Annotated in this window: 9 protein-coding genes and 1 tRNA gene; 2 read left to right on the top strand and 8 right to left on the bottom strand. The window is 66.3% G+C overall.

Translation table 11 applies throughout. From position 1 onward, the window contains the following. Positions 1-436 precede the first annotated feature (436 nt). Both JMF90_RS08040 and JMF90_RS08035 read right to left on the bottom strand, forming a co-directional pair. Entirely contained in the window at positions 437-1138 is a 702-nt protein-coding gene (locus JMF90_RS08040) for a peptidoglycan DD-metalloendopeptidase family protein (protein ID WP_077177962.1), read from the bottom strand. Positions 1139-1270: 132 nt separating this feature from the next. After that, positions 1271-2182: an aldose epimerase gene (locus tag JMF90_RS08035; RefSeq protein WP_201316815.1), complete on the bottom strand. Its 912-nt coding sequence runs from the start codon at positions 2180-2182 to the stop codon at positions 1271-1273. 479 nt (positions 2183-2661) lie between these two features. Between JMF90_RS08035 and JMF90_RS08030 the strand changes: the two genes are divergently transcribed. Together JMF90_RS08030 and JMF90_RS08025 are read left to right on the top strand one after the other, a co-directional pair. Continuing rightward, complete coding sequence (locus tag JMF90_RS08030) at positions 2662-3492, top strand: undecaprenyl-diphosphate phosphatase (protein WP_011545102.1); 831 nt, start codon at positions 2662-2664, stop codon at positions 3490-3492. 159 nt (positions 3493-3651) lie between these two features. After that, a tRNA-Arg gene (locus JMF90_RS08025) sits at positions 3652-3728 on the top strand. Between the two features lie 51 nt (positions 3729-3779). On the opposite strand, the gene glmS is transcribed toward JMF90_RS08025, so the two are convergent. The 6 genes from glmS to JMF90_RS07995 all read right to left on the bottom strand — a co-directional run bounded on the left by glmS (position 3780) and on the right by JMF90_RS07995 (position 12104). Next, positions 3780-5597 carry a glutamine--fructose-6-phosphate transaminase (isomerizing) gene (gene glmS / locus JMF90_RS08020; protein ID WP_011545110.1) on the bottom strand — a complete coding sequence of 606 codons (1818 nt, stop codon included), beginning with the start codon at positions 5595-5597 and terminating at the stop codon, positions 3780-3782. Positions 5598-5646: 49 nt separating this feature from the next. Then, positions 5647-6735, bottom strand: a complete 1089-nt coding sequence (locus tag JMF90_RS08015; protein WP_011545111.1) for a hypothetical protein — start codon at positions 6733-6735, stop codon at positions 5647-5649. A 92-nt stretch (positions 6736-6827) separates the two neighbouring features. Continuing rightward, on the bottom strand, positions 6828-8966 hold the full coding sequence (locus JMF90_RS08010) for a polysaccharide deacetylase family protein (RefSeq protein ID WP_011545112.1): 2139 nt from the start codon (positions 8964-8966) through the stop codon (positions 6828-6830). 334 nt (positions 8967-9300) lie between these two features. Continuing rightward, positions 9301-10071, bottom strand: coding sequence for a hypothetical protein (locus JMF90_RS08005; protein ID WP_011545113.1), 771 nt, complete (start codon positions 10069-10071; stop codon positions 9301-9303). A 13-nt stretch (positions 10072-10084) separates the two neighbouring features. After that, entirely contained in the window at positions 10085-11098 is a 1014-nt protein-coding gene (locus JMF90_RS08000) for a YaiO family outer membrane beta-barrel protein (RefSeq protein WP_011545114.1), read from the bottom strand. Positions 11099-11108: 10 nt separating this feature from the next. Next, a complete protein-coding gene (locus JMF90_RS07995; RefSeq protein WP_011545115.1) occupies positions 11109-12104 on the bottom strand; it encodes a polymer-forming cytoskeletal protein in 996 nt (331 codons plus the stop codon). Positions 12105-12130 lie beyond the last annotated feature (26 nt).

The following is a 12130-nucleotide window of genomic DNA, read 5'->3' as shown; positions in this document are numbered from 1 at the left end:
GTAGCGCGCCGGAATGTCCCAGCGGAAGCGGGAGAGGAGGTGATCGTAGCGGTCGGCGGCGGGCAGCATCGCGAGGTCTCCTGGTGTCGAGCGTGGCGTCGGGTGAACGGCTTACATCAGGATTTCATGCAGACGAATCCACAATGGTGTTTGCTGATAGGGAATGTTCGGACTCGTCCAATAGGCGAGGCTCAGTGCACGATTCCACAATGACGCATAAGATCAAGACAAAACAGTGGTGTGACCATGGATTTGCTTCTGATAGCTGCGGGGTTCAGCCTGATCGGAATCGGGGTGCTGGTGGCGTTTGCTCGTCACGTCGATCCGTTGTCCGGCCGTTTCACCGGACGTCTGCGCAAGCGCTGACTTGATGTGTTCCGTTTTCGCCGCGACGGCACGCGATGCGCGCCGGCATCGCGTGTCGTCTGTCGTGCGCTCAGCGCGCCGGCAGGTAGCGTGACGGATCGATCGAGCGGCCGCCATAGCGCAGCTCGAAATGCAGTGCGACACGATCGCTGTCGCTGTTGCCCATCTCCGCGATCGATTGCCCTTGCGTGACCGACTGGCCTTCCTTCACCAGCAGCGCGCGGTTGTGCGCGTAGGCCGTCAGGTAATCGGCGTTGTGCTTCAGGATGATCAGGTTGCCGTAGCCGCGCAGCCCGTTACCGGCATAGACCACGACACCCGGCGCGGCCGCGACCACCGGCGTGCCCGGCGAATTCGCGATGTCGATGCCCTTCGATTTCGAGCCGTCGAACGTGCGCACCACGTTGCCGGCCGCCGGCCAGATCAGCGCAATGCTCGTGGCCGGCTTCACGGCCGATTCGACCGGGGCGGAAGGCGCCGGGCGGGCACGGCCCGCGCTGCCGGTGCCGGTGGTCGACGGCGTCGATGCGGCGGTCGTGCCGGGCGGCGGCGCGACGCGCAGCACCTGGCCGACTTCGATCGCATCGGGGTTCGTCATCTGGTTCCAGCGCACGATGCTCTGTACCGACGTGCGGTTGTCGCGCGCAATCTTGTAGAGCGTGTCGCCACGCTCGACGCGATAGAACCCGGGGCCGACGGGCGCGGAGCCGCACGCGACGAGCAGCGCGGCGCAGGCGGCTGCGAAGAGTCGCTTCGTTGTTGTTCCGAACATTGAACCTCGCAAGACCCTGCCACGCGTGACGCGGCAGGCAACACAAAACGTCCGATTTTAACGGGTTCGACTCGCGCACCGCAGTTTCGGGCGCTACCAAGGCCGCCGGGCGCCGGTTCCGTGCGTGTCGAATCAGCCGGCGAGCGGGATCACGCGGATTCGCAGCGTGGCCGTTTCGGTCGCGCCCGGCGCGAGCATGCGCAGGCCGAGGCCGTTGTGGATCGCATCGGGCAGGCCGAGCCACGGCTCGACGCAATAGAAGTCCGAATCCGGCTTTTCGGTCCAGGTGGTGACCGCGTACCACGGGATCGAGCCCGGCACGTCCAGCGCGATCTCGATCGTGCGGCGGCGGCCCGGCATCACGATGCGCACTGGCGTGGACGGCGTACCGTCGAGGCAGTGGAAGCGGTCGAGGATGTCCGGATCGTCGAGGCGGTAGCGGGCTTCACCCGGTTCGGGCGGGCTGATCGAGCCGTCCGCGCGCTGGTGGCAACGGCGGGTCGGCGGCAACTCGAGGAGGGTGTCGGCCCGCTCGCCGTGCGGCAGCGCGAAGTAGAAATGGTGGCCGGCGTAGTAGGGCAGCGGCGTGTCGCCACGATTGGTCGTCGTCAGCGCGACGTCGAGCGTATGCGCGTCGGCCAGCCGGTACGTGGTTTCGAACCGGAAATCAAACGGGTAGCTCGCGCGCAGCGCGTCGTTCGCGTCGAGCGTCATCGACAGCGCGGCGCCGTCGGCCGACGGCTGCGCGTCGAACGGCAGATCGCGCGCGAAGCCGTGCATCGGCAGGTCGCGGACCACGCCGGCGGCGTCGCGCCAGCGGCCGATCTCGCCGTCGACGCGGTGGCGGCCGAGGAACGGGAACAGCAGCGGATTGCCGCCGCGCACGCGGGCGAGGTTGCTCCAGTCGGCGGTTTCCGGCCAGAAGATCACCGGTTCGCCATCGACGTGCCAGGACAGCAGGCGGCCGCCGAATTGCGGGGCGACCCGGATGAGCGACGGGCCGGCGTGAAGTTCGTGAATGTCGTGTTGCTGGAAGATCGGCATGGCGAATCGGGTTGGGCGAGTGACGGGAGCAACGGGCGTTCCATTATCGGGCCGCGGCCGGTCGGGGAAAACCCTTCTCGGGAAATTGCGAGTTTTTAACATTGTCGACGGTCGGGATAATGTCTCTAAACCGGTGATGTTGCCGGGTCATGACACTTCGTGGAGGGGGCCATGGATCTGGCAATGGCAATGGGAATCGCACTGTTCGGCATGTTTACCGGCAGCACGGTATTATTTTTCTATCAGCTCGGCCGCTGACGGCAATTTCTGCCGAAGTCGACAGGCCCGCCATGCAAATGGCGGGCTTTTTGCTTTCTGGGCGCTTACAAATTGCAAGCGTTTGTGTGCAGCGCCGCAATATCCTGCCAAATGCCTTGGCGCAGTAATCCGGGCTCGGCATAATCGGGGCGCGTTTTTCAGGACGCGCATCGCGTCGTCCGCCTTCCTTCCCGCTTAATCTTCACTAAAAGGACCGACGCGTGAGCCTCTGGTTTCTGGTATTCCTGAGCGTCCTGCAGGGCGTCACCGAACTCTTCCCCGTCAGCAGCCTTGGCCATACGCTGCTCGTGCCGGCGCTGTTCGGCATGCACATCGACAAGCACGCGCCGCAACTGCTGCCGTTCCTCGTCGCACTCCACCTCGGCACCGCGCTGGCGCTACTGTGGTACTTCCGCGCGCGCTGGATCGCGCTGATCGGCGGTTTCTTCGCGCAGCTCGGCGGCCGCAAGAACGACGACGGCCACCTGATGTGGGCGCTGATCATCGGCACGATCCCGACCGGCATCGTCGGGCTGCTGCTGGAAAAGCGCATCGAGCGCGTGTTTCACGATCTGAGGATCGTCGCGATCGCGCTGATCGTCAACGGCGTGTTGCTGTGGCTGGGTGATCGCATCCAGCGCAGCCGCGCGCATCAGGCGCCCGAGAAAATGACGTTCAAGCAGGCGTTCTTCGTGGGCCTCGCGCAGATCGGCGCGCTGATTCCCGGCTTCTCGCGCAGCGGGCTGACGATGATTGCCGGGAATGTGGCCGGGCTGACGGCGGAAAAGGCGGCGGAATTCTCGTTTCTGCTCGGCACGCCGATCATCTTTGCCGCGGGCGTGCTCGAACTGCCGAAGCTGTTCCATGCGCGCGACCAGCTCGCGGATGCGCTGCTCGGCGGCGTGCTGACGGCGATCGCCGCGTACCTGAGCGTGCGGTTCCTGATGCGCTATTTCGAAGGGCGCGGCCGGCTCGCGTCGTTCGGCGTGTATTGCGTGATCGCCGGTGTGTTCTGTCTCGGCTGGTTCATGCTGCATCCGCAGCCGGTTTGATGCGGCGGCGCCGATCTCGCGTGATCTGGCGCGATGATCGGGTATAATTTCGGGCTCGGCTTTGTGTCGGACCCGTTTTGTTTCGGGGGTTTGAGTTGTTGTTGCTCAAAACCCCGATGCCGAATGCGGTTCGTGTCAGGCCGTGTCTTTTCTCCCCGACCGCCCTTAGCTCAGTTGGATAGAGCAACGGCCTTCTAAGCCGTAGGTCACACGTTCGAATCGTGTAGGGCGGGCCAGTTTGATCACTGGGCGATCTTCCCGGGGCCACCCCGGATGACGCAAACGCATCACTCCACCGTCACCGATTTCGCCAGATTCCTCGGCTTGTCGATATCCGCGCCCCGCAAGCACGCCGCGTGATACGCGAGCAACTGCAACGGCACGACGTGCAGAATCGGCGACAACAACCCGTAGTAATCCGGCATTCGCAGCACCGACACGCCTTCGCCGTTGTCGATCCGCGTATCGGCATCCGCGAACACGTAAAGCTGCCCGCCGCGCGCCCGCACCTCCTGCATGTTCGACTTGAGCTTTTCGAGCAGCGCATCGTTCGGCGCGATCGTGGCAACGGGCATCGTGTGCGTGACGAGCGCGAGCGGCCCGTGTTTCAGCTCGCCCGCCGGATACGCTTCCGCGTGGATATACGAAATCTCCTTCAGCTTCAACGCGCCTTCGAGCGCGATCGGGTAGTGCAGCCCGCGCCCGAGAAACAGCGCGTTTTCATGCTGCGAGAATTCCGCCGCCCAGCGCGCGATCTGCGACTCCAGCCCCAGCACGTCTTCGAGCGCGCCGGGCAGGCGCCGCAACTGCGTCGTATAGCGCGCGAGTTGCGCATCGTCGACGTAGCCGCGCAGTCGCCCGAGCGTCACCGCGAGAATGAACAGCGCGACGAGCTGCGTCGTGAACGCCTTGGTCGACGCGACGCCGATTTCCGGGCCGGCCCGCGTCAGGAAGCGCAGTCCGGTCTGGCGCATCATCGCGCTGGTCGGCACGTTGCAGATCGCCAGCGTGTCGATGTGGCCGAGCGCCTGCGCGTACTTGAGGGCGGCGAGCGTGTCGGCGGTCTCGCCGGATTGCGACACGCTGACCACCAGCGTATTCGGCGTCGCAAGCGCGTCGCTGTAACGGTATTCGCTCGCAATCTCGACCTGCGCGGGGATGCGTGCGATCGTCTCGAGCCAGCGGCGTGCGGTCAGGCCGGAGTAGTGGCTCGTGCCGCATGCGAGGATCAGCACGTTGTCGATCTGCTCGAACGCGCGCGCGGCGTCCGGGCCGAATACGGCGGGATCGAACAGCCCGGCATCGGGGATCGTCGCGGCCACGGCCTGCGGCTGCTCGAAAATTTCCTTCTGCATGAAGTGCCGGTAGGGGCCGAGCTCGACCACGCCCTGCGCGGACGAAATGGTTTGTATCGCGCGTTCGATCGGCGCGCCGGTGCGATCGAGTACCCGCACGCCGCCCGGCGTCAGTTCGACGATGTCGCCTTCCTCGAGAAAGATGAAGCGGTCGGTGATGCCGGCGAGCGCGAGCGCGTCGGACGCGAGAAAGCATTCGCCGTCCTTCACGCCGACGACGAGCGGCGAGCCGGCCCGCGCGCCGATCAGCCGCTGCGGCTCGTGCTTGCTGAACACCGCGATCGCGTAGGCGCCGTGCAGTTGCGAGGTCGCATCGCGCACGGCGGCGAGCAGGTCGCCGCGATACTTGCTGTGGATCAGATGCGCGACCACCTCGGTGTCGGTCTGGCCGTCGAATTCGTAGTGCTCGTCGGACAGTTGCTTGCGCAACGTTTCATGGTTCTCGATGATGCCGTTGTGCACCAGCGCGATTTCGTCGCGCGAGAAGATCGGATGCGCGTTGCACGTCGCGGGCGCGCCGTGGGTTGCCCAGCGCGTGTGCGCGATGCCGGTGCTGCCGGCGAGGCCGGCACTGCGCACGTGGGCGTCGAGATCGGCGACGCGCGACATGCTGCGCTCGCGGCGTGCCTGGCCGTCGACGACGGTCGCCACTCCGCATGAATCGTAGCCGCGATATTCGAGGCGGCGCAAACCTTCGATCAGAATCGGGACGATATCCCGTTGCGCGACCGCGCCGACGATGCCACACATGACACGTCTCCTTCCCTGTAGATTTCCCCGGACCGTGCGCACGCGTGGGTCAGCGTGACGCGGTCTCCGTTGTCGCCGCCGTCGTGAAGCCGCATCGAGCGGGTGCGACCGGGTCGGCCATCCGGCTTTCGAATGCCAGGTAAAGCGCCTCCTCCAGTACGTTCCAGTGCGCGCCGTGCCGGTACGGCCCCGATCGTGCATGCCAGCACGCGACCGTGTTCATGTCGTTCATCTTGAATGCGACCAGTGCGATCAAGCCCCACGGATAGTCGGAGCTGGCGAGTTGCAGCCAGGTCTTGCCGTACTTCTGCATCCACTGCGCGTAGATCGTCTCGTTCGATTGCTGGGGAACCTGAATACCGGAAAGAAGCGGAAAGACCTGCGCGACTTTCGCCGGATAGAACGTCGTGTCGCTGATGCGCTGCGTGCTCGCGCGAAAGCCGGACTGCGTGCCGCGCCAGAACACCTTCAGGATCGCGGACGCGAGCCGGTCGGCGCGCTGGCTCCACGGGCCGGCGCGCGTGGCGTCGCCATGCCGGACGTAATACGCGGCGAGCGCCTGGAACGCGCTGTGGACCTCGACGTTGTCCATCAGCAGCGCGACGTGCAGCGTCGACGAGATCTGATAGACACCCGCGGGCTTGCTGAGCAGCGCGTCCAGATGCGCGGCCGCGCGATCGAGGCTGAGTTCCCATGCGGCGGGCAGGCCGTCGGGCGGCGCGAAGCGGGCGAGCAGTTCGATCCAGGTCGCCATCATTGCATCGTCGGCGTCGGCTTCGGCACATGAGCTGTACTGGCCGCTCTTCACGCAGTAGCGATCGAACCCGCCGTCCGGGCGCTGGCGCGGCAGCAGCCACGCGATCCAGGCGAGCGCGGCCTGATGGGCGTCGAGCCCGGCGTCGGCGGCGCCGAGCAGCGCCTTCGCCGCGAAATAAGGATCGATGCCGGCGCCGTTCAGGCGCACGGTGATCGCGCCGTCGGGGCGTTGGTAGAGTCCGTTGAGCTGGAGTTCGGCGGCACTCGCCTGCAGCGCGACGCCGCACGCGGCGACACAGCAGGCGACGCACCAGAGGCGGCATAGCCGGGCGGTGGCCGCCACGCGTGCGCGTGCGGCCGGGAAAAGCGCGGGCCGGTTCATGATGGGGGGCTCCTGCGCGATGGTCCTGCGCAAATCCCGCCGCGCGCGGCGTTGGCCGCGCCGCGCGCCGACGGGTGTGTCGATGTCGCGGCTCAGTGCACCTTGGCGCTGGTGAACTTGAGACTGGTGCCGCTGTTCGCGGTCACGAGCCAGTACGTCGAATCGGTGATGACGACGCTGCCGAAGCCTTGCGTGATGATCGGCAGCGCGAAGCTCTTCTTCGGCAGGAGCCACGTCATGTTCGCGAGGCTGGTCGGATGGCTGGCGGCGAACGTCCAGCCGCTGCCCGTGTCGGTGGCCGACCACGTGACGTTCAGGCGTGCACGATCGAAGGTCGTGATGTCACTCATCGTGTACCACTTGAACTGACCCGTCAGTTTCAGCGTATTGGCTTGCGAGAAGATCGCGGACAACGTCGACGTGTAGGACGACGCGCCCAGCGGATGCGCATAGATCAGCCGGCTCGTGCGGTTCGCGACGACGAAGTTCATCAGGGATGCGTACCAGTTGTTGACGTCGGCCGTCGGCACCGCGTATTGCTGGAACTCCTCGAACGTCGCGTACTTGCCGAACGGCATCACGGGGTAAGCCCACAGGCCGGGGTTCAGCAGCGCGCCGTTGCGGTATGCGCGGGTCGGTGCCGAGCCGGTGTGGCCGGTGAAGTAGTAGCCGTTGAAGCCGTTGCTTTCGAGCCAGTTGACCGACCAGGTCGGCGTGTTGCCTTCCGGCGCCGCGTATTCGACGTCCGGCTGGCCGGTCGCGGCCTGGACGGCCTGATGGTTCATCACGAGGTATTGCGTGAACGTGCTCGCGTTCGTTTCGCTCGCATTCGCCCCCCAGTAATCGTGAATCCAGCCGCCGTGGCTGCCGACGCGATGGCCCTTGGTCAGGAAATACTTGACGAGGTTCTGCGCGGTCGGGTTGTTGGCGAGGTTGACGCCGTTGCCGTCGCCGAAGGTCGCTTCATCGGGGCCGGCCGTGATCACGAGCGAGAACGGCCCGTTGTTCCACACGCCGAGGCTCTTCAGCTGAAGCGCCGGCTGGATCTGGTCGCCCGCGCAGAAGTGCCAGTTGAACACGAGCCCGGCCATCGCCTTCGGCAGCGGCGACAGCGACGGCAGGTTCAGCATCTGCGTGCCGAAATAATGCAGGTAGCCGTGAATCAGCATGCCGTCGGTCTGGCCGTCGAGGTAGGCGAGCGGCAGGTTGACGAACAGCACGCCGCCGTTGCCGTACGTGTTGTAGCCGGACACCAGCCCGAAGGTCGGCGAGGTCAGGATCGTCGTGCCGGTGTACGTCCCCTGCGTAACGAAGCTCGGATAGGTGAGGAAGCCGTACACGTAGCCGGAGATGCCTTCGAGCGTGTCGCTGGTGGTGGCCAGCGTCGACGCGAGCGTGTTGGCCGTCTTGCCGGTCGACGTGCTCAGGAGCGAATTGGCGGTATACGTCGTGGTCTTCTTCAGCTTGCCGGTCACGGTGCCGGTCAGCTTCGGCGTCGTCTGGTTCAGCACGCCGCTGCCCGTGGGCGGCGTCGTGTACATGAACCATGCGTCGTGGTTGTAATTGGCGAGGCCGCCCGGGTTCGACGGGCTGGCGGCCAGGAACTGCGCGCTGCCCGACGACGTGTTCGTCGACGTGCCCGAGGTGCTCGTCGAGGCGAGCGCGGTCGCGGTCGTGGTGCTCGACGAAGCCGTGGTCCATGCCATCGACTTGCCGGGAGGCACCTGGAGCGTGCGCAGCCAGCTGCTCATGCCGGTCACGTTGCCGAGGCCGATCATGTTGCCGCCGTATTGGTCATACAGCACATAGTCCACACCGACCATGCTGCTGAAGCGCGATTTCGGGCTGACGTAGAAGCCGGCGGAATTCAGCACGCCGAAATCGTAGACGAGCATCACCTTGCCGCCGTTCAGTGCGTAGTTCTGGATCGCCGTCACGAGCGTGTCGCTGGCCGTCGTGTGCACCTGGTCGGGCAGAATCAGGCCCGGATACTGCGACAGCGACGCGCCGGCCGCCATGAACTGGCTGTCGGTCATCACCTTGATCTGCAGCCCTTCTTCCTGCGCACTGTCGAGCCATGCGGACACGCGCGAATCGGGCAGCGTCAGCGTGTCGGGCACCAACAGGAGGAGCTGGTTGGTGGCCGCCTGAACGCCGCCCGGACTGAATGCGAACGCGAGCGCGAACAGCGCGAACAGAATCCGCAAGAACTTGCCTGACTTTGCCAACATGGTGTGCTCCTCGCTCAAGGAATGGGGGCGTGCGGCAGCCGGAATGCGCGTGCCGCCAGGGCGACCAATCCAGCCCCGTAGGTGTGTGCGGCTGTCCGGTTCGTCGGGTATCGAGCGGTGCATGTCGACGGCGGACGGATTGCGCCAGGGCGCCGGGGCGCCGCGCTGCCTTCGCCGATGAGAGGACTCGATGCGACGTATTGAAAGAAGCGAACAACGTGCCATTGGCGCAGGAGGCCCGGTCCTGCTGGCTTCCTGCGATGCGGGCCGGGCGGCAGGGCCGGAAACGCGGCGGATTCGTTTCATCGCTGATACGGCGCGTTTGAACGCGCTATCAGCAGACGGAATCGCGATCGCGCGTCAGTGCGCCGGGCCAGCTTGCGCAGTAGGTATAGAGCGTGACCAGCAGGCCGATCAGCAGTGGCCCGCCGAGCAGGAAATAGCAGAACGGCAGGAACAGCAGCGAGCCGTGATGGATGATCGTCGCGTGCAGCAGCATCACGAACGGCAGCGCGAACACGAAGTAGCCGAGCACCAGCAGCGACGCGACGGCTTTTTGCAGCAGCGAGAAATCGAGCGGGTAGTACAGCGCGGCCATCACCAGCGGGATCACTGCGATCGCCGCGCCGTACAGCACGAACATGTCGCGCAGGTGCAATTGCGGGACATACGGAAACGTGCCGGGCGCAAGCCAGAAGTATGCGCAGATCAGCAGCTGGGTGAAGCTCGCGATACGTAACAGATATGCAACAGGCAACCAGTTCGCCCGCCGGATGAACGATGCGGCGAAGCCGGTCGCGCAGAGCGCGGTGGTGGCGGCCAGCAGCATGCCGCCCGGCATGCGGGCCGCGACGTCGATCGACAGCAGCGGCACGCGCGGTGCGTCGGGCGGGTAACCGATCACGATCACGTGAAGCGCCGGATCGAGCTGGTGCGCGCCCCACGCCATGACCGAGCGCCAGTAGCGCCACGCCAGCGGCAAGCCGAACCACAGCGACGCGTACAGCGCGGGCGTCAGCAGCGCGATCGACGACAGCCAGCGCTGCGGGTACGCGTGGGTGCGCAGCGAACGATCGACGGGAGGACGGACGGGATGCGTGTGCATGGCGCCCGCCCGGTTACCAGCGATAGAAGACGCTGAGCTCGCCGCCGATTCGTGAGTAGTACGGGTTGTGGTAATAGTCGAATTCGAGCTGCGTTCCCCACTTGCGCGTGAACCAGTAGCGCCATTTCGCGGTGATCTCGTGGCTGCGGAAATCCGCGATTTGCGTGCCGGACCCGGTGACCTGATACGCCTCGCGGCCGACGCCGCCGCGCAGCACGATCACGCTCTTGCCGACTTCGCCGTAGGTGACGGCGCCGTAGTACGCCGGCGCCTTCACCGATCCGGGTGAATCGACCGTATAGTTCGCGCCCGCCTCGAAAATCCACTTCGGCAATGCATACCAGATCACGCCGGCGTGATACAGCTGATCGCGGTGGCCGCTGCGGTTCCATGCGTAGCCGGCGCCGAGCGACACGACCAGCGAACGATCGGACAATAGCTTGCGGTTGATCGACACGTCGACGCGCGCACTCGGCAGGATCGTGCCCGATGTGGTGCCGGAAAAGCCGATCCCGCCGAACCAGTCGGGGCCGAGGTCCTGCACGTAGGTCAGCGCGCCGAGCTGCGTGTTCTCGCCGAAGCGGTGCAGTTGCGCCAATTCGCCGAGCACGGTGCGGCCGCCATCCTGGTAGACGCCGCGCAGATGCACGCCGTACCAGTCGCCGTAGCCGTGCGTCAGGTGTGCGTTCGAATAGCCGAGCGTCAATTCGGTGTGCGATTCCTGCGGCGCCTGCACATGCGTGACGACTGCATCGGGCAGCGGCGGGCGGTTCGTATCCTCGGGCGTGAACTCGGCGAGCGGCACGCCGTCCGGCAGGCCTTCGGCGTCCACGCGCACGAACATCGACTCGTCGCGCATCCGTGGCGTGATGACGGTCGCGGGGGCCGGAGGCTGCACGGCCGGCGTGGCGGCGGCATCGTCAGGCTGCTCCGCCAGCGCCGCGGGCGCGCCGAAGGCGACGCCGCACAGCATCGCGAGAGTGGCAACCGGCACGCGCGGGTCGCGATGGCTGGGGCGATCGGACATGAGGCGCTCCTTAACGGGATGTGTGGAACCAGCCGCTGCGCCACGCCACGAGATCGCCATGCACGCAGGCATGATTGATGATCGAGACGTCGCGCGCGCACGCGCTGACCGGATGGCCGGCGACGCCGATGCGCGCCCCCGTCAGTCGCAGCAGGCCGCCGGCCGACACGACGCCGTCGATGCAGCTCGCGTGGGCGAGCAACACGTCGTCGCGCGCGAATACCGCACCGTGCAGCAACGCATGACGTTCGAGTTCGACGCGATGCGCCTTGACGCTGCCGCGCAGCACGCAGCCTTCACCGAGGACGAGCGCGCCTTCGACGATCAGGTTGCCCTGCACGACCGTGTGTGCGGGCAGGCGAACGTCGCACGGCAGCAGGTAACGGCCGTGCACGAAGCGATGCGGCAGCGACGCGAAGTGGCGGGTGAGCGAGATCGCGCGGCGCGGGGCGGCCGGTGCGTCAGCGGGTCGCGGGCCGGGCGCCGCGCCGAAGACGAGCGGCTCGCCGTACAGGCACGCGAAGCCGCCGGCGCCGCGCAGGCGCACGGTGTCGCCGACCACGACGCCGCGCAGCACTGCGTCGTCGACGTCGATCAGCGGCGCATGCGCGAGCGTGCCGATCGTCGCGCCGGCATGGATGTCGATGTGCTCGTCGGCGAACGCGTACGCGGCCTGCGCGCCTTCGTCGAGCGTGATCGTGCGATCGGCGTAGAGCACGTCGTCGCGATGCGCGTCACGTGCGACGTGGATCGCGTCCGCGTGCTGCACGGCCAGCCCGAGCGTTTGCCACGGCGGCACGGCCGACGCATCCGCCGGCGGCGTGCCGGCCACGTGGGCACGCAGCGCGTCGTGCCAGCGCGCGGCGAGCAGCGCCTGATCGACGAACGGCCCGTCGCCGATCGGGAGTGCCGCGACGTCGCTGCGCCGGATCAGTTCATGCAGCATCGGCAGGAACGGCAGGGCGAGTACGCTGGCCACCGGCACCATCACATTGAAGGTCGTCATCGCTCATCGCTCCGGTTTCAACTGCC

It is taken from the genome of Burkholderia sp. E168m23, assembly GCF_016586125.1.
GTDB lineage: Bacteria > Pseudomonadota > Gammaproteobacteria > Burkholderiales > Burkholderiaceae > Burkholderia > Burkholderia orbicola.
The sequence above is the reverse complement of the archived record's forward strand: the minus strand, read 5'-3'. Positions and strand labels throughout refer to the sequence as shown.